Source organism: Mucilaginibacter flavus, assembly GCF_030409315.1.
Classification (GTDB): Bacteria; Bacteroidota; Bacteroidia; order Sphingobacteriales; family Sphingobacteriaceae; genus Mucilaginibacter; species Mucilaginibacter flavus.
On the sequence record NZ_JAUFPS010000041.1, the window covers coordinates 325,858 to 344,933 of the forward strand.

Genomic DNA, 19,076 nt, shown 5'->3' on the forward strand with positions numbered 1-19,076 from the left:
GCGCAATTTGCGCCTCTTTTTGTTTTGTAGTAATTAGTCGCGCATATTGATATACTGCAACGGCTGGCCAAAATTATCGGCACGGCAAAGGCTGATAACCGCTTGCAGGTCGTCAATTTTTTTGCCTTGTACACGCACCTGGTCGTCCATGATAGATGCCTGCACTTTAAGGCCGCTGTCTTTTATCTTCTTTACTATCTTTTTGGCAACTTCTTTGTCAATACCTTCTTTAACTTTAATTTCTTTACGGATCATGTTGCCTGCCGCGTATTGTTCTTTCCCAAAATCAAGGGCGCTTGAGTCAAGGTGTTGCTTAACCATACGACTGATAATACTATCCTGAATGGCTTTTAAACGCATGTCGTTTTCGGTAACAATGGTTATCTCGTTGGTTTTCTTATCGAGGTCGATAGTGCTCTTGGAGTCGTTAAAATCGTAACGGTTTAAAATCTCTTTTTTAGCTACGTTGATAGCGTTATCAAGTGTCTGTCCGTCTATTTTTGATACGATGTCGAAAGTTGGCATAAGTAAATATGTTTATAATGTTTGCAAAACTAATGTATTGTAAACATTTACACAGCTTAGTTATCAATTTGTTTACATACTGCAATAAATATTAATCAATAAAAACAGGTTAAATACCGATGAGTTAATATTAAATTAACAAATAAATAAGCAGTTTTGTAAACGTGGCCCCGGGGCCGCAAATTTATATGGATAAACAGCCACCATTAATTAACAGGGAAATAAGTTGGTTATATTTTAACGACAGGGTTTTACAGGAAGCTGCCGATCCAACCGTTCCGCTCATTGAGCGGGTGAGGTTTTTGGCTATCTTTTCATCTAACCTTGATGAGTTTTATCGTGTAAGGGTAGCAACCATGAGCAGGCTTGCCGCTTTAAACGAAAAATCGAAAGAGATTTTAGGGTATAATCCTAAAAAGCTGCTCAATCAAATTAAAAACATCGTAGTAAAACAGGAACGTAAGTTTAACAACCTGTATGAAAATATTATTGTTAAGCAGCTTGCGGAGGAAAAGATCTTTATCCTGAATGATAAACAGCTGAACGTATCCCGTGGGGCTTTCGTCAAAAATTATTTCAGGGAAAAGTTATTGGCTACATTGGTGCCCATCATGCTTGATGATAGCCTGCCTTTGCCAGAGCTACGCGATCGCGCAATTTACTTTTTTGTAAAACTCACCAAAAATAAAAAATCAAGATTAGCGCTCATCGAGTTTCCGGATACGCTTTCTCGTTTTGTTGTACTGCCCGAAACCAATAACCTGAAGTTTATTATCCTGTTGGATGATATCATCCGTTATAGTTTGGAAGATATCTTTTTCATTTTTGATCACGATAGTATCGAGGCCTATTCCTTGCAGCTTACCCGCGACGCCGAGCTTGACCTGGATAAGGAAGTGAGTGGCAAGTTCATTGACGCGCTATCAAAAAGTTTGCAGAAACGGAAAAAAGGCACGCCCATGCGCTTGCTTTATGATACCGAAATGCCAATGGACATGTTAAAATACCTGGTAACCAAAATGGGTTTGCATGGCGAAAGCCTTATCCCCGGTAACAGGTATCACAATTTTAAAAATTTCATTTCGTTCCCCAACGTGGGCCAGCCCGAGTTGGAATACCCTAAATATCCTGCTTTACCGGTAGAGGATTTGTCTTTCGGTAAAAGTTTAATAGGGCTCATAGCCAAGAAAGATTATATGGTGAGTACGCCGTATCAATCTTATGATTATGTCATCCACTTTTTACGTGAGGCGGCTATCGATCCAAAAGTTAAAGAAATCAGCATAGCGGTTTACCGTTTGGCCGAAAATTCAAGAATAGTACACGCGCTTGTCAATGCAGCTAAAAACGGTAAAAAGGTAAACTGCCTGGTTGAATTGAGGGCACGCTTTGACGAGCAGAACAATATTTCCTGGAGCAACAGGCTGGAAGAGGAGGGCGTAAATGTACTTTACGGTATCCCCGGCTACAAAGTACACTCCAAAATTTGTCTGGTTACCCGTTTAGAAAAACAAAAGATGGTTTACTATGGCTGCTTATCAACGGGTAACTTCAATGAAAAAACAGCTAAGATCTATGCCGATCATACGCTGTTTACAGCCAATAAAAAGATTACCGACGATTTGGTTAATATTTTCAAAGCACTAAAACGTAACCTGCTACCTAAAGGGCTTAAAAATTTAATAGTATCGCCTATTGATTCGCGCCCGGCTATTTACAGGTTGATTGATAACGAGATTAAGAATGCCAAAGCCGGTAAAAAAGCCTACGCCATTTTTAAAATGAATAGCCTTGCCGATGAGGATATTATCAATAAACTTTACCAGGCCAGCAACGCCGGTGTAAAAATTAAAATGATTATCCGCGGGATGTGTTGTTTGGTACCAGGCATAAAAGGCTTCAGCGAAAATATAGAGGTGATAAGTATTGTTGATAAATACCTGGAGCATGCCCGGGTGCATATTTACTGCAATGGCGGTAACGAGTTAATTTACCTTACCTCGGCCGATTTTATGTCGCGCAACATTGATACCCGTGTGGAGGTTGGCTTCCCGATTTATGACGAGCATTTACGCAAGGAAGTAAAGGATATCATCAATATTCAGCTGCATGACAATACCAAGGCCCGCGAGATCAATAGCGCAAATAATAACAAATACCATAAAACGCACGCTGCAGAGTCGCACCGTGCGCAGATAGAGATATACAACTACCTTAAATCTAAAAATAAAACAAATTGAGATACGCCGCTATAGATGTTGGCTCAAATGCAGTACGACTGCTTATTGCCGATATTATTGAAAACCATGGTTCTTATTCTTTTAAAAAAAATACCCTCATCAGGGTGCCGTTGCGCCTGGGCGACGATGCTTTTATACAGCAACATATTTCTGATAAAAAAGCTGCCGACCTCGTAAAATCAATGGCTGCGTTCCGCAACCTGATGGATGTGTATAAGGTTACGCATTACCTGGCCTACGCCACATCGGCCATGCGTGAGGCTAAGAACGGCGAAGATGTGGTAAAGCGGATTAAGGACGAGGCCAATATCGATCTGGAAATTATTCATGGCTCAAAAGAAGCCAAAATCATATATGCCAGCCATGCCGAACAAACCATAGATAAAAGCAAAAGCTATTTATATATTGACGTTGGCGGTGGCAGTACCGAGTTGTCGTTATTCTCGGCAGGGGAGTTAATGGCGTCGAAATCATTCAATATAGGCACCATTCGTATCCTTGATAACCAGGACACTGAAGAAACATGGGATGATATGCGCGAATTTATCCGCGAGCACACCCGTGGTTACAAACAACTTTTAGGTATAGGCACCGGAGGTAATATCAACAAACTGCACCGCCTGGCCGAAGAGGGAGATGAAGCGCCAATGGCTTTTACCAAACTAAAATCGCTTTATACTTACCTGAGTTCATTCTCGTTGAAGGATCGTATTAATGTGCTTGGCTTAAACCAGGACAGGGCAGATGTGATTATCCCGGCCTGCGAAATTTACCTTACCGTAATGAAAGCGGCGGGCATAAAACAGATATATGTGCCACGTGTGGGTATGGTTGATGGTATTATCCAAACGTTAATTGAAGACAACTTATCTTAACAAAATATTGTTGTAAAAATATTTTTACAAATTTGTTTTATAATATAAAAACTGTTAGTACATTTGTAGTGCCCTCTCAAGGGCATGTTTTTCATAGGTAGATGTAGGGTCGGGTACTTGTATTCGACCCTTTTTTATGCCCGTAACTTTTGCCCTTTAGGGTTGTTGAGGTTTTATATGATGAGGAAGAAAAAGATTGTTGTGGCCATTACGGGAGCCAGCGGCGCTATTTACGCCGATCTGTTGTTAAAAAAACTAAGCCAGTTAAAAGATCAGATACAGGAAGTTGCCGTTGTGATGTCGGATAACGCTAAAGACGTATGGCGCTTTGAACTGGATAATGAAGATTATAGCACGTATCCGTATAATTTTTACGCCAAAAAAGATTTCATGGCACCCTTTGCATCCGGCTCCGCCAAGTTTGATACCATGGTGATTGTGCCATGCTCTATGGGCACATTGGGCAGGATAGCCGGAGGGATCTCTGACGACCTGATTACCCGTGCTGCCGATGTAATCCTCAAAGAACGCCGTAAACTCATCCTGGTGGCCCGCGACACGCCTTTAAACCTTATCCAAATCCGCAATATGGCAACCGTTACCGAAGCCGGCGGCATAATCTGCCCGGCCATACCTTCATACTACAGCAAACCGCAAACCATTGAAGAATTGGCCATGACTGTTGTTAACCGGGTTATTGATTTGATAGGCCTGGAAAACGAAAGTTACGAGTGGAAAGGGATGTAAAGATTTCGGAATTGGGATTTTCGATTTCGGATTTGATAATGCGCAATCGTGAGTGTTATTTCTCCGCATAAATCACGATGGAGGCATATTGCAGTTTAGCCTCACCCGTTGCATTTCTCGATTTAAACAATTCTCCAACCTCTTTCTTGATCAGCTCTTTGGTTTCATCATCGGTTTTTGAAAGAGCCGCTACAATAGGCGCACCTACATCCAGCATAATTTCCCAGTACTGCTCAAAGCTTTTGTAGTCAATATCTCCTTTTATTTCCTCTTCTCTGATGTTTTTGAAACCCGCCTGTTTAAATAGCGCGGCAAGCATTCCTGGCTTTCCACATCTGAACATACCGGGCGAACCAGGAATATGGTGAGGTAATTCAATATGTTTTTGAATAATGCTCATTGTAGTGGTTACCCAATTGTTTGATTCCGGCCCACTCCATACCGATGTGGATATTCTGCCGCCTGGTTTTAAAACGCGATACATTTCTTCAAGCGCCAACTTCATATCGGGAAAAAACATAAATCCCATCCGGCAGCTAATAGCATTAAAAGTTTGGTTGGCAAAAGGCAATTCACAAACATCGGCAGTTACGGTTTGATAATTTGCTATTCCTTTGGCTTGGGCATTGGCTAAGGCTATGGCAAGCATATTTTCAGACAGATCTGTGCCTGTCACAGTTCCATTGGGAGCCAAGCTGGCAATAGTTAACCCCGGTTCGCCGGTACCGGTAGCTATATCCAATACCTCATCATCTCTCTTGATTTCCAAATTGGCAATAATGGCTTCGCCCATTGGCCGCAAAAACTCCATGTTGAAGCTATCCCATTTTTTCCATCCCGGTGAAAACTTATCCCATGATTGTTTTTGCTGCTCGCGAATTAGCTCTTGTTGCGGGTCCATATGGAATAATAGTTTTGATGTGTGCGGTATTGGCTTTGCTTTTATCAAATATAAATCAAAAAATAACCAATGGTTAATGATTGTCAGTTTGTTTCGGTATTTCAAAATATTATGTTGAAATAATGATTCGATATTTTTTTAATATTAAAATTATGTTTAGTTTGCTTCATTAAACTTAAATTAAATCGCAAAATGAAATCAAAAACTACAGCTTATCTTTTATGGTTCTTCCTTGGGGCATTTGGTGCTCATAAATTTTATCTTAATAAAATTGGTATTGGAATTATTTATTTTTTTACGTTGGGCCTCTTTGGTATAGGTTGGTTTATTGATCTGTTTATATTGGGCGGCCAGGTTGATACGTATAATGCGCTTTTTGGCAGAGGTTTTGAAGCACATAACAATAACAATGTAAATAACATAGTTGTTAATGTTCCAACTAATCACGGCGTAAAAGAGCAGCCCAGCATATCAGATCAGTTGCATAAACTACATGAGTTAAAAGAAAAAGGTATCCTTAGCGAAGAAGAGTACGCCGCTCAAAAAAGCAAAGTATTAGCCTAATTTATTAATTACCATATATAACAGGCGCCATTAAGGGAACTTATTGGCGCTTGTTATTTTGCATGTATGTTAACTCGATTAACTACCTAATTGTCAAAATCATTAATTCACTAACTCACTAATTCACTAATTGCTTATCTTTGCAGCCTTGCAATGAATAAGAAAGTCGCTTTTTATACTTTAGGTTGTAAACTTAATTACTCCGAAACATCTTCCATAGGCAGGCTGTTTAGCCAGGCAGGGTATGATACGGTTGAGTTTTCAAACACTCCCGATGTTTTTGTGATCAACACCTGTTCGGTTACCGAAAATGCCGATAAAAAGTGTAAAAAAATAGTTAAAGAGGCACTCAAGATTTCACCAAACGCTTACGTAACAATCGTAGGCTGCTACGCCCAGCTAAAACCACAGGAAATTGCCGAAATACCCGGCGTTGACATGGTTTTAGGTGCCGCCGAAAAATTCCAGATCATTGATCATATTACTGATTTAACCAAGAAGCCCAAAGCTGTTGTTTACAACCAGCCGGTAAGTGAGGCTAATCAATTTGTGCCGGCATATTCTTTTGGCGACAGGACCCGTACCTTCCTTAAAGTTCAGGATGGTTGCGATTATTCCTGTACCTTTTGTACTATCCCATTGGCGCGTGGTGCCAGCAGGAGTGATACCATCGAAAACGTTATCGAACAAGCCAAACAGATCAGTGCTTCGGGAGTAAAGGAAATAGTACTCACCGGTGTTAATTTAGGTGATTTTGGTATCCGCAACGGTAACCGGGAAGATAAGTTTTTCGACCTGGTGAAAGCGCTTGACGAAGTAGAAGGAATAGACCGGATCAGGATCTCATCTATTGAACCCAATTTGCTTACTGACGAGATCATCGCTTTTGTTGCCACTTCAAAGCGTTTTGTACCGCACTTCCATATCCCGCTGCAATCAGGCTCTGATAAAATTCTTGGTTTGATGCGTCGCCGGTACAAACGCGAATTATATACTAACCGGGTAGCCAAAATAAAAGAGCTGATGCCCGATTGCTGCATCGGTGTGGATGTTATTGTAGGTTTCCCCGGCGAAACAAGGGAAGACTTTGTTGATACCTATAATTTTCTTAATGATCTTAACATATCATACCTGCACGTGTTTACCTACTCTGAAAGAGAGAACACGCTGGCAGCCGAAATGAAAGGCTCTGTACCCGGTTCGGCTCGTGCGGATAGGAGTAAGATGTTGCATATCTTGTCGGAAAAAAAACGCAGGGCTTTTTATGAATCGCAGCTCGGTAAAACCGATGAGGTTTTATTTGAGGGCGATATCAAAGAAGGCTTGATGCACGGTTTTACCCGCAACTACGTTAAGGTAAAAGCTAAGTATGACCCGGTTTTGGTTAACGAGCTGAAAATGGTTTACTTAACAAATATTTCACCGGATGGTGACGTCGAAATAACAGAAAGCCAGGAAATATTAGTGCATTAAAACACTATATTCGCTTCAAAATAACACCTATGTTCCCTACTTTAACATCGCTTCTCCATTACCTTTTTGGCATAAACTTACCCTTACCTATACAAACATTCGGCTTTTTTGTAGCTATTGCTTTTGTTGCGGCCTATTGGGCGTTTACCCAGGAGTTTAAACGTAAAGAACAATTAGGCATTATCCATACCTTTAAAAAAACAGTTACCATTGGCGCACCTGCAAGTGTAGCGGAGCTGGCCGGGAACGGAGTTTTTGGCTTTATTTTAGGCTACAAACTGGTAGACTGTATATTGAATTACCACCAACTTTTGGATGACACACAAGGCTTTCTTTTATCTACCCGCGGTAACTGGATTGGCGGTATTATCGGTGCTGCCCTTTTTGCATACTGGGCTTACTATGAAAGCGAAAAACATAAACTACCCAAGGCCGAAACTAAAGAAATAGACGCGCATCCCGCCGAATTAATGGGAAGTATTTTACTTTGGGCGGCTGTATTTGGCTTTGCTGGTGCTAAATTATTTAACGGACTTGAAAACTGGGATCAGTTGGTAAAAGATCCCATTGGCATGTTGGTTGGCTTTAGCGGTTTAACCTTTTATGGCGGCCTTATTTGCGGCGGCGCCGCGGTGCTTTACATAGCTCATAAACATGGTATTAAGCCGTTGGATATGCTTGATATTGGTGGCCCGGGTATGATGTTATCTTACGCGTTGGGTAGGGTAGGTTGCCAAATGTCTGGCGATGGTGATTGGGGCGTTCCTAATTTAGCACCTAAACCAGGTTGGTTAAGCTGGGCGCCAGATTGGATGTGGTCATTTAAATTTCCGCACAATGTGAACGATGAAGGTGTACCTATGGCTAATTGCATAGGCAAATTCTGTCATGAACTTAAGCTTCCGGTGTATCCTACTTCTTTTTATGAGTGTGTAATATGTTTATTACTTTTCTTTTTACTGTGGAAGCTTAGGCACGTTTTTAAATCATCGGGCGTTTTGTTTGGTGTTTACATGATACTTGCCGGTGTTGAACGTTTTTTTATCGAATTGATCCGGGTGAATACAAAATATCATGTAGCTGGCATTAGCTTTACCCAGGCCGAAATGATTTCATTAATCATGGTGGTTGTGGGCAGCATACTGATAATTAACGGAATGAAGAAAAAAGAAAACGCTACTTTAAAGCATGGCTAATAAAAATGCCAAAAATAGAATACTGAATAACGAGGTATTCAGATTTGTACTTTCGGCTGGTGCCGGCTTTTTAGTGGATGTATCCGCGTTTTATCTTTTCTACCATAACCTGCTTGCACAGCGCACTTATTTAATAGGAAATTATACTTTCCGAAACTCAACGATATCATTGGCTATATCTTTTGTGCTTGGTGTTATGGTTAATTTTTTAATTACCCGTTACATGGTTTTTACACAATCAAAATCATCGGCCTATAAACAATTCTTCCGTTTTGCCGGGGTTGCCTTTGTGGGGTTCTTTGCCAACCTTGGCGTTATCAAAATACTAATCCAGGTATTTGGCATTTATCCACCCATAGCCAGGATTGGTGCAGCTTTAAGTTTGTTTTTCGCAAGCTTTTTTATTCATAAAGTGTTTTCATTTAGTTTATCATTAAAAAACAATGACACTCCAAAATATAGTGAACCAGGTAATTGAAGTTGCCAAACAGGCCGGCGACTTTATCAGACAGGAACGTAAATCATTCGATCCTGATAAAATTGAATACAAAGGCCTTAACGACATGGTATCCTACGTTGATAAAAATGCCGAGCGGATCATTGTTGAAGGACTAAGAAAGGTACTGCCCGAAGCCGGCTTTATCACCGAAGAAAAAACTACTACAACAGTTGGCGAACGTTATAACTGGATTATTGATCCTTTAGATGGTACTACCAATTTCATCCATGGCGTTCCCGCTTTTTCTGTAAGTATCGCCCTTAAAGAATACGATGAACTTGTTTTAGGCGTAGTTTATGAAATAAACCAGGACGAATGCTTTTCTGCCTGTAAAGATGAACCAGCCTATCTGAATGGTAAGCAAATCAGCGTAAGCAAAAACAATACGGTTGCCACCAGCTTAATAGCTACCGGCTTCCCTTATTATGATTTTACCAAGCAAGCTGCATACATTGAACTATTTACCGAATTGATGAAAACCAGTCACGGTTTACGCAGGATAGGCTCTGCCGCCGTAGATTTAGCTTATACCGCTTGTGGAAGGTTTGATTCCTTTTACGAATATAACTTAAACGCCTGGGACGTAGCTGCCGGCATAGTGATAGTAAAACAGGCAGGAGGTGAGATACTGAATTTTAAAGGCGGAAGTGAAGTGTTGGAAGCAAGGGAACTGTTAGCTACTAACGGCAAAATAACAGGGGAGATGCTTACTGCAATTCAAAAATATTTCAAATAGACACGAATTTCACGAATTAAAGCGAATTGGCGCGAAACCCTTTAAATTTCGAATTGCTAAGCAAATTCTTCATTAATCAAAATGGCACAAATCAATTCGTGTAATTCGAATAAATTTGTGCCATTCATGTTTTTTAAATTATCAAAATTAATGTGCAACTATAATGCCTCAGATACTACTTCGGTAACTTCTGGCACCATACGTTTCAGTAGGTTTTCGATACCGGCTTTAAGTGTAATAGTTGATGATGGACAGCCGCTGCATGAGCCACGCAGTTCAACAGTTACCACACCTTCGTTAAATGAACGGTAAGAAATAGCGCCGCCATCCTGCTCAACAGCCGGACGAACGTAGTCATGTAATATCTGCTGAATTTTTACTTCAGTTTCAGAGCCTTCAAAGTTGGTTTCTTCTGATGCTTCTTCTAACTGAACCTTTAATTCCGATTCAACCGCGCCTTTTACAAACTCTTTCATTATCGGCTCAACGTCTGCCCAATCGCTATCATCAGTTTTGGTGATGGTAACAAAGTTGCTGGCAAAGAAAACACCATTAACAAAAGAAAACTTATATAGTTCCTTAGCGAAAGGTGATTTTTCGGCACTTTCTTTTGTAGCGAAATCGGCGCTGCCATTAATCAGCAATTTATTTACTATGAACTTCATAGTTGCCGGGTTTGGCGTTGATTCTGTATATACGTTGATATTCATCGAAGATTCTATTTAGATTAATTAAACAAATTTAATCACCTTTTTGATTTAAAAGCAATAGTTAAAATGTTATGACGGGGAAATGATGATGTTAGATGTGCTGATATGCTGATTTCAGATATGCAGATGATGGAAGAAGATGTGCAAATATGCTGATTTCAGATGTGCAAATGATGGGAATTTTTTAACTGAATCCTCAAATCAAAACATCCTTCATCTGCATATCTGCATATTTGAAATCAGCACATCTACTTATATTCCTGTATAATTCAGCGGCGTTATCTTTTTCAATTCTGCCTTAACACTGTCGCTCACATTTAACGTATCAACAAACTCGGCTATTGTATTGGCGTTAATTTGTTGATTGGTGCGGGTAAGGTCTTTTAACGCCTCGTAAGGGTTAGGGTAGCCTTCGCGTCGTAAAATGGTTTGGATGGCTTCGGCAACTACCGGCCAATTGGCTTCCAGGTCTGCGGTTATGGCATCCTGGTTAAGGAGCAGTTTATTCAAACCTTTAATGGTTGATTTTATAGCGATTAAGGTATGCGCTACCGGCACACCGATATTACGTAATACGGTAGAGTCGGTTAAATCTCGCTGCAATCTTGATATTGGTAATTTAGCAGCCAGGTGTTCAAACAATGCATTTGCAATCCCCAGGTTACCTTCAGAGTTTTCGAAATCGATAGGGTTTACCTTATGTGGCATGGCTGATGAACCTACTTCACCAGCTTTAATTTTTTGTTTAAAATAGTTCATTGATATGTAGGTCCACATATCACGGTCAAGGTCAATTAAAATATTGTTGATGCGTTTCAGCGCGTCGCATTGGGCGGCAAAATTATCGTAGTGCTCAATCTGGGTGGTAAACTGCGAACGGCTTAGTCCTAAAACCTCGTTTACAAAATGATTACCGAAAGCTTTCCAGTCTTTATCAGGATAGGCGATGTGGTGCGCGTTGAAATTACCGGTAGCGCCACCAAATTTCGCTGAGTATCTAACAGATTTTAATATTTCCAGCTGCCCTTCCAACCGCTCCACAAAAACGGTGATCTCTTTACCAAGGCGGGTTGGTGATGCCGGCTGCCCATGCGTATGCGCCAATAAAGAAACCTGATCCCAATCGGTAGCAAAACCTTTTAATGTATCAACCAAACTGGCAATGGCGGGATAGTAGGTGTTGTTTACCGCGAGTTTAAAAGTATATGGAATGGCAGTGTTGTTGATATCCTGTGAGGTAAGGCCAAAGTGAATAAACTCTTTAAAAGCATCCAGTCCGCCTATTTTGTCAAATTCGCTTTTAATGAAATACTCAACTGCTTTAACATCGTGGTTGGTGGTCTTTTCAATCTCTTTAACGCTCAATGCGTCCGCTTCATCAAAGTTTCTGTAGATATCGCGTAACTTTTCTGTTAGATTGCTATCAAATTGTTGTAACTGAGGCAGTGGATATTCAACCAGGGCTATAAAATATTCAATCTCAACAAATACGCGGTATTTGATCAACGCGTATTCTGAAAAGTAGTCGGCAAGTTCGGCGGTAGTATTACGGTAGCGACCATCAATTGGCGAAATTGCTGAAAGAGGAGAAAAGTTCATTGAAATATAATTTTTTGCAAAGATAGGAAAATAGATGTGCAGATGATAGATGTGCAGATATGCAGATAATAGATGTGCAGATTTTTTTAATGATTGATGTCCAATTTGGGTATATTCAGTAGTCAAATGAAAAATCAATTCATCATTTCATTTAAAGAATGTTTTGTCATTTGCACACCTGCACATTTAAAATCTGCACATCTGAAACTCTTTGTAATCCATTCGTCATTTCAAACGGAAACTTTGAAATCAAAAAATGTTTCCTTAGTTTTGACTCGGAAAGTCAATGAGTCAGATTCAAACATTAGATAGGATAATACAGGGTGGCGAAGAACTGTTTTTGAAAGCAGGGATAAAAAGCGTTACCATGGATGATATAGCCAAACACCTGGGCATGTCAAAGAAAACCATTTACCAGTTTTTTAAAGATAAAAACGAGCTGGTGGTGGCGTTAGTGAAAAAGAAACTTAAGGAAGATGAAGATCAGATGCTGGAATTTATGAGCAGATCAACTAACGTGATAGAGGAAATGATCAATATGACCAAATGCTCGGAAGAAATGTTTTCACGCATTAATCCTATTGTGATTCATGATATGCAAAAATATCATCCGGAGGCATGGAAAGAGTTTCAAAAGTTTAAATCGGATGTGTTGGTGAGCACGTTGGAGGAACTTTTAACCAAAGGGATTGCGCAAGGGTATATCCGACCAGAAATTGATCCGAAAATTATCGCGCGGATGCGGGTTAATACGGTTGAACTTGGTTTTAACACATCACTTTTTCCGGTTGCCGAGTTTAATACCTGGAAAGTGCAGGTGCAGTTTTTAGATCATTTTAACTACGGTATTTGTACGCTAAAAGGCTACAAACTATTAAACCAATACAGAAACATAAACGAGGAATAACTTAACCCTACTGACATAAGGCTGTCATCAACGCAAAAGATATTTGAATTAGCAAACAGAACAATAACCAAACAACATATATAACCAATGAAATATTTACTTTTTACGGCGACAGTTTTTTGTGCCATAGCCTTTAAAGGGTATGCACAGGAAGCGCCACCCAATAATCAAACTTTTAGCTTTAGTATCCAGGAGTGTGTAAATTACGCGTATGAACATCAAAATACAGTTGTAAATTCAGGATTGGATGTCAAAAGTGCAGAGTATAAGGTAAAAGAAACCACAGGCATTGGTTTACCACAGGTAAGCGGAACCGCCGGTATTCAGGACTACCTTAAAATTCCAACAACGCTATTACCCGGTGAATTTTTTGGTGCGCCAGGTACATTTGTACCCGTAAAATTTGGCGTTAAATACCAATCAAACCTGGGTGTAAACTTAAGCCAAAAGTTGTTTGACGGAAGTTACTTTGTAGGGCTACAGGCTTCAAAAACATATAAAGAATTGTCAATTCGGAGCTATACCCGGTCAAAAATAACCGCCAATGTAAATGTAACCAAGGCCTACTACCAGGTTTTGGTAAGTGACGAGCAGGTGAAGTTATTGGATGCTAATATCGCTCAGCTAAAACAGCAGGTTGATCAAACTGTGGCGCAAAACAAACAAGGCTTTGTTGAAATGATTGATGTGGACAGAATTACTGTTCAATATAATAATCTGGTAACTAATCGCGAAAATGTGATCAGGTCTTTGGCGCTGAATTATCAATTGCTTAAATTCCAGATGGGAATGCCTATTGATGACAACCTGTTACTTACAAGTAAATTACAAGACATTAACCTGGCGGATAACACTGGCGATTTAGCTGTTGATACTGCATTTTATCACAATCGTATAGAATACAATTTGCAGCAAACCAACGTAAAGCTAAACCAGCTTGATCTTAAAAATAAGAAAACAGCTTATTTGCCGTCTTTAAACTTTAACGGAAACTATACTGCATCGTATCAAAACAATGGTTTCGGCAAACTATATAGTGCTGTATTTCCTTCAAGTTACATAGGTTTATCTCTAAATGTGCCTGTTTTTAGTGGTGGCCAACGTTTAAACCAGGTAAGACAATCGAAGATCATTGTTCAAAAATCACAAAATGATCTTAACGACCTTAAAAATCAATTGAGTTTGCAGGCCAAAACAGCCAACGTAAATTTCATTAATGGTTTGCAAACCTTAAATAATCAAAAAGCCAATCAGGCCCTTGCCCGCGAAGTACTCAGGGTATCAAAAATTAAGTATCAACAAGGCGTAGGTTCAAGTATTGAGGTAACCCAAGCTCAAACGGCGCTTGAAGATGCAGACAACAAATATATACAAGGATTATATGATGCACTGGTTAGCAAGGTTGACCTTGACCAGGCTTACGGACGTATTCAATAAACACAAACTAAACTCACTATATAAACACGACATGAAAAAAATATTATACATACCGGCTGCTTTTGTTCTTTTGGCTGCAGCCTGCACCAACAAACCAAAAGACAAAAAGGCCGAGCTTGCCGAGCTTAAAACACAACAGGCTGATTTAAATTCTAAAATAGCAAAGCTACAGGCCGAAGTTGGTTCAAGTGATTCTTCAAAAACAACAGATGTCAACACAATAATCTTGCAGCCTGCCTCTTTTACCAACTACATTCAAATTCAAGGTAAAATAGATGCTCAGGATAATGTTACAGCTTTCTCACAATCGCCTGGCAATATTACTGCCATTTACGTTAAAGTTGGTCAACATGTATCAAAAGGGCAGGTTTTAGCTCAGTTAGATAATAGCGCCTTAAAACAAAGCATAGCTCAAACTGAAGCGCAGGTTAGTTTAAATCAAACACTTTACGATCGTCAAAAAAACCTTTGGGATCAAAAAATTGGTACCGAGGTACAATTTTTACAGGCACAAACGGCGTTACAATCAAGTAAAAAAGCTTTATCTGCTCAACGCGAACAAGCCGCAATGTATCGCATAACTTCGCCAATAACTGGTGTGGTTGATCAAATGGATCTGAAACTGGGCCAGGTTATACAACCCGGTCAAAATGGAAACGGTATACGTATTGTTAATGCCGATGCTCTAAAGGTTAAGGCAGATGTGCCCGAATCTTATTCAGGAAGTGTAAATACCGGCAATGACGTCAAAATTTTGGTACCCGATGCGAACGACTCCTTAGTAACCAAAGTTACTTTTGCTGCCAAGGTTATTGATCCTACTTCACGCAGTTTTGGTGTTGAAATTAAATTGCCGACACGCAAAAGCTTACGTCCCAATATGACAGCAATTATTCAGATAGCCAACTACAATAAAACAAATGCTATAGTTGTACCGGTTAAAGCTATTTTAAAATCTGAAGATGGGGACTATGTACTTTTAAATGAAAATGGTATAGCAAAGAAAGTTAATATCAAATCTGGCGCCTCATATGGCGGGAAAGCGGAGGTTTTGTCAGGTTTAAAAGCAGGTGATCATTTGATTACAGAAGGTGGTACCGACATTGAAGACGGTGATAAAGTGAAAGTGTTAAACAGCACTAATTAATTATATCAAAAACTGATCTATTAATTATGAAAGATTCAACTAAAGAATTTGCCCCCTCAAGTTGGGCAATTGATAATAAAACCGCCATTTATGTGCTCATTTTTTTGATCACTGTATTAGGGTTGGTGAGTTATAACACACTGCCTAAAGAAAATTTTCCGGATATAGCGCAGTCAAAAGTATTTATCAATACACCGTATCTGGGGCAATCGCCTCAGAATGTGGAGAATCTGGTTACCAGACAAATTGAGAAACAACTAAAATCATTAAAAGGGCTTAAAAAAGTAACCTCTAATTCTGTTCAGAATTTGTCTGTAATTACGGCTGAATTCCAGGCTGACGTAAAGATCAGAGACGCTAAACAGGACGTTAAAGAAGCCGTTGATAAAGCAAAACAGGATTTGCCACAAAACGATGCCAATTTAAAGGAGTCAAACATCAGCGATATCAACGTAGCAGATTTACCTATTTTGTACATCAACTTATCGGGCGATTACGATTTGAAAAAGCTTAAAGAGTACGCCGATCAATTAAAAGATGAAATAGAAAGCTATAAGGAAATTTCGCAGGTAGTTGAAGTAGGGGCGTTAACTCCTGAAATTCAAATTAACGTTGATTTGAATAAAATGGCAGCAGCCCAGGTAAGTTTCGGCGATATTATTCAGATGGTTGGAAACGAAAACATCCTTTCTTCGGCCGGGAGTATTAAAACAGATGGTATTCGTAGAAGCATAGATATAAAACGGGATTTTAAGAATGCGGACGAAGTTGCGGCTATGGTAATCAGAAATCCTAAGGGCCAGGCTGTTTATTTGCGTGATATAGCAGATGTGAAAGACTCTTTTCTTGAGCAGGAAAGTTATGCACGTTTGAAAACACCTGAAAATTCCAAATTTAAAAATGTAATTACGCTTAATGTTAGTAAAAGAGCGGGCGAAAACTTAATTGAGGCATCTGATAAAATAAATGATTTAATCAAGCAAAAGCAAAAGACGGTGTTTCCGAAGGGTTTAAATATTACTGTAACCGGCGATCAAAGTGATAAAACCCGTACTACACTTAATGATTTAATTAACACCATAGTTATCGGTTTTATTTTGGTTACCGTTATCCTTATGTTTTTTATGGGCACCACAAACGCAATATTTGTGGCGCTATCTGTTCCTTTATCCTGTTTTATAGCGTTTTTGATAATGCCCGCTATAGGTTTTACCTTAAATATGATTGTGTTATTCTCATTCCTGCTTGCGTTAGGGATAGTTGTGGATGATGCGATTGTGGTGATAGAAAACACGCACCGTATTTTTGATAATGGCAAGGTGCCAATTAAGCAAGCTGCAAAGATGGCCGCTGGCGAGGTTTTTCTTCCGGTTTTTAGTGGTACCATGACAACGCTTGCACCGTTTATTCCGCTCGCATTCTGGAATAGCCTTATTGGTCATTTCATGTTTTTCCTTCCAATTACGCTTATTATCACTTTGTTGGCATCACTTGTGGTAGCTTATATTATGAACCCGGTTTTTGCGGTTGATTTTATGAAACCCCATGTTTCCGGTGAACATGATAATCAACGGTTTGATAAAAAAACCGTGCGTACTTTATTAATAATGGGGGTATTGGCCTTATTGAGCTACGGAATGTTTGCCGCGGGCAAATGGACTATGGGTATGGGGAATTTCCTTGTATTTGCAATTATATTATATCTGCTTAATCACTTTGTTTTATTAAAGATTATTGACAGATTTCAAACTAATGTGTGGCCGAAATTTCAAAAATGGTATGCCAAATGGCTTGAGAGAGCAGTTAAAAGGCCAGCTACTGTTCTTGGTGGAACATTCGTGCTGTTTGTATTGGCTTTAGTTATCAATCACTTTTTAGGGAAAACTCCTGAATTTTTCCCGTCAGGCGATCCAAACTTCGCGTACGTTTATATAACTATGCCAATCGGAACAGATCAGGCCACTACAAATGAGGTAACAAAACAAATTGAAAAACGGGTAGCTCAGGTTGTTGAACCGGATAAAGATATTGTTTCATCGGTGATTTCCAATGTTACCAAAGGAGTTGCCGACCCAACTGACGAAGACCAGGGTGATTACGAAAATAAAGGAAAGGTTACGGTAGCCTTTGTTGAATTTGGAAAGCGAAACGGAAAAGATACCAAAGCCATTCTAAAAAATATCCGTACTGCTGTTCAGGGTGTTCCTGGAGCAAAAATTTCTGTTACGCAGGAAAATAGCGGCCCTCCTGTTCAAAAAGATGTTAGTATTGAGATTATCGGCGATAATGTAGATTCGTTGGTAACCACTGGAAACCGTTTAAAAAGTTACCTGGCAAAACAAAACATAGCAGGTATAGAAAACTTGGTGGCTGATGTGCAAAATGATAAACCTGAAATTGTTTTCGATATTGACCGGGAAAGGGCAAATCGTGAGGGTATCAGTACAAAAACTGTTACAGACGCCCTGCAAGCTTCCGTTTTTGGTGTCCCTGCCGGAAACTTCCGAAATACTAAAGAAGACGATTACAAAATACAGGTGCGAGCGCTTGAAAGCCAGCGCGGTAATATCGATGAGTTACGGAATATGAAGATTACTTATCGCGACCTTGCAACCGGTGGCGCAATAAGACAAGTGCCAATATCTGCATTTACAGATATACGTTATACCAACACTTACAGCAACATTAAACGTAAGCAACAACGTCGAGTATTGACTTTAGGCTCAAATGTTATTAAACCTTACAATGCCAATGACGTTAATGCCAGTATTTTAACGGCTATAAAAAGCTTTAAACACGCGGATAACATTATCATTCGCCAGGGAGGCGGTCAGGAAGACCAGATGGAGGCTGTTATCTTCCTTGGTGGCGCATTAGCTACATCGTTTGGTTTGATATTGATCATCCTCATGATCCAGTTTAACTCGATAGGCAAAACCTTGATCATTATTAGCGAGATCTTCTTCAGTATCATTGGTGTGCTATTGGGTGTAAGCTTATTTGGTATGACTATGGCCATCGTAATGACTGGTGTGGGTATCATCGCGCTCGCCGGTGTGGTGGTGCGAAATGGTATCTTGCTTGTGGAGTTCACGGATATGCTGATAGAGCAGGGAGCTAATGTTCATGACGCGGTTGTTGAAGCGGGCCATACGCGTATGACACCGGTATTGCTAACAGCTACAGCCGCCATATTAGGTTTAATACCTTTGGCCGTTGGTTTCAATATCGACTTTGTGGAGATGTTCAGCCACTTTGCGCCGCATATCCACTTCGGTGGCGATAACGTTGCCTTCTGGGGACCGTTAGCGTGGACAATGATCTTCGGTTTAGGTTTTGCTACCGTTATTACGCTAATCCTTGTTCCGTGTATGTATCTGATCCGCTACAACCTTAAAGCCAAATGGTTTGGTAAGAAGGAAGGTGAGCATCATACAAAACCGGTATTAGAAGAAGCTGAAACAGTTTAATCGGCTTTTATTATAAAAACAACAATAGCCGCCCGGAGTAATCCGGGCGG

The 19,076-nt window shown here is 39.9% G+C and carries 16 protein-coding genes; 12 read left to right on the plus strand and 4 right to left on the minus strand.

What is annotated here, in order from left to right; all coding sequences use genetic code 11:
• Positions 1-33: 33 nt before the first annotated feature.
• Positions 34-525 (minus strand): YajQ family cyclic di-GMP-binding protein, encoded by a 492-nt coding sequence (locus QWZ17_RS20610; RefSeq protein WP_290307194.1) that lies wholly within the window; start codon positions 523-525, stop codon positions 34-36.
• A gap of 188 nt (positions 526-713) precedes the next feature.
• Between QWZ17_RS20610 and ppk1 the strand changes: the two genes are divergently transcribed.
• From ppk1 to QWZ17_RS20625, 3 genes are all read left to right on the plus strand, one after another.
• The gene (gene ppk1, locus QWZ17_RS20615) at positions 714-2,765 is read left to right on the plus strand and encodes a polyphosphate kinase 1 (RefSeq protein ID WP_290307195.1); all 2,052 of its coding nucleotides are present in this window, start codon (positions 714-716) and stop codon (positions 2,763-2,765) included.
• A complete protein-coding gene (locus QWZ17_RS20620; RefSeq protein ID WP_290307196.1) occupies positions 2,762-3,640 on the plus strand; it encodes a Ppx/GppA phosphatase family protein in 879 nt (292 codons plus the stop codon). Before ppk1 ends, QWZ17_RS20620 begins: the two co-directional genes overlap by 4 nt.
• A 180-nt stretch (positions 3,641-3,820) precedes the next feature.
• Positions 3,821-4,387 carry a UbiX family flavin prenyltransferase gene (locus QWZ17_RS20625; protein ID WP_290307311.1) on the plus strand — a complete coding sequence of 189 codons (567 nt, stop codon included), beginning with the start codon at positions 3,821-3,823 and terminating at the stop codon, positions 4,385-4,387.
• A gap of 55 nt (positions 4,388-4,442) precedes the next feature.
• Here QWZ17_RS20625 and QWZ17_RS20630 read toward each other — a convergent pair whose 3' ends face one another.
• Positions 4,443-5,288: a class I SAM-dependent methyltransferase gene (locus QWZ17_RS20630; protein ID WP_290307197.1), complete on the minus strand. Its 846-nt coding sequence runs from the start codon at positions 5,286-5,288 to the stop codon at positions 4,443-4,445.
• 192 nt (positions 5,289-5,480) lie between these two features.
• Here QWZ17_RS20630 and QWZ17_RS20635 point away from each other — a divergent pair, with 192 nt between their 5' ends.
• The 5 genes from QWZ17_RS20635 to QWZ17_RS20655 all read left to right on the plus strand — a co-directional run bounded on the left by QWZ17_RS20635 (position 5,481) and on the right by QWZ17_RS20655 (position 9,756).
• Complete coding sequence (locus tag QWZ17_RS20635) at positions 5,481-5,852, plus strand: NINE protein (RefSeq protein ID WP_290307198.1); 372 nt, start codon at positions 5,481-5,483, stop codon at positions 5,850-5,852.
• Positions 5,853-6,005: 153 nt separating this feature from the next.
• Complete coding sequence (gene mtaB / locus QWZ17_RS20640) at positions 6,006-7,325, plus strand: tRNA (N(6)-L-threonylcarbamoyladenosine(37)-C(2))-methylthiotransferase MtaB (RefSeq protein WP_290307199.1); 1,320 nt, start codon at positions 6,006-6,008, stop codon at positions 7,323-7,325.
• Between the two features lie 29 nt (positions 7,326-7,354).
• The gene (locus QWZ17_RS20645) at positions 7,355-8,521 is read left to right on the plus strand and encodes a prolipoprotein diacylglyceryl transferase (protein WP_290307200.1); all 1,167 of its coding nucleotides are present in this window, start codon (positions 7,355-7,357) and stop codon (positions 8,519-8,521) included.
• The gene (locus QWZ17_RS20650) at positions 8,514-8,999 is read left to right on the plus strand and encodes a GtrA family protein (RefSeq protein ID WP_290307201.1); all 486 of its coding nucleotides are present in this window, start codon (positions 8,514-8,516) and stop codon (positions 8,997-8,999) included. Before QWZ17_RS20645 ends, QWZ17_RS20650 begins: the two co-directional genes overlap by 8 nt.
• Positions 8,965-9,756 carry an inositol monophosphatase family protein gene (locus tag QWZ17_RS20655; protein WP_290307202.1) on the plus strand — a complete coding sequence of 264 codons (792 nt, stop codon included), beginning with the start codon at positions 8,965-8,967 and terminating at the stop codon, positions 9,754-9,756. Before QWZ17_RS20650 ends, QWZ17_RS20655 begins: the two co-directional genes overlap by 35 nt.
• A 158-nt stretch (positions 9,757-9,914) precedes the next feature.
• Here the strand turns inward: QWZ17_RS20655 and QWZ17_RS20660 are convergent, their stop codons facing one another.
• Both QWZ17_RS20660 and purB read right to left on the minus strand, forming a co-directional pair.
• On the minus strand, positions 9,915-10,466 hold the full coding sequence (locus tag QWZ17_RS20660) for a NifU family protein (protein WP_290307203.1): 552 nt from the start codon (positions 10,464-10,466) through the stop codon (positions 9,915-9,917).
• A gap of 252 nt (positions 10,467-10,718) precedes the next feature.
• Positions 10,719-12,065, minus strand: a complete 1,347-nt coding sequence (purB, locus tag QWZ17_RS20665; protein ID WP_290307204.1) for an adenylosuccinate lyase — start codon at positions 12,063-12,065, stop codon at positions 10,719-10,721.
• A 286-nt stretch (positions 12,066-12,351) separates the two neighbouring features.
• Between purB and QWZ17_RS20670 the strand changes: the two genes are divergently transcribed.
• From QWZ17_RS20670 to QWZ17_RS20685, 4 genes are all read left to right on the plus strand, one after another.
• Positions 12,352-12,972, plus strand: a complete 621-nt coding sequence (locus QWZ17_RS20670; RefSeq protein ID WP_290307205.1) for a TetR/AcrR family transcriptional regulator — start codon at positions 12,352-12,354, stop codon at positions 12,970-12,972.
• 87 nt (positions 12,973-13,059) lie between these two features.
• Complete coding sequence (locus QWZ17_RS20675) at positions 13,060-14,409, plus strand: TolC family protein (protein ID WP_290307207.1); 1,350 nt, start codon at positions 13,060-13,062, stop codon at positions 14,407-14,409.
• Positions 14,410-14,440: 31 nt separating this feature from the next.
• Entirely contained in the window at positions 14,441-15,556 is a 1,116-nt protein-coding gene (locus QWZ17_RS20680; RefSeq protein WP_290307208.1) for an efflux RND transporter periplasmic adaptor subunit, read from the plus strand.
• Positions 15,557-15,582: 26 nt separating this feature from the next.
• On the plus strand, positions 15,583-19,026 hold the full coding sequence (locus QWZ17_RS20685; RefSeq protein WP_290307209.1) for an efflux RND transporter permease subunit: 3,444 nt from the start codon (positions 15,583-15,585) through the stop codon (positions 19,024-19,026).
• Positions 19,027-19,076: the final 50 nt, after the last annotated feature.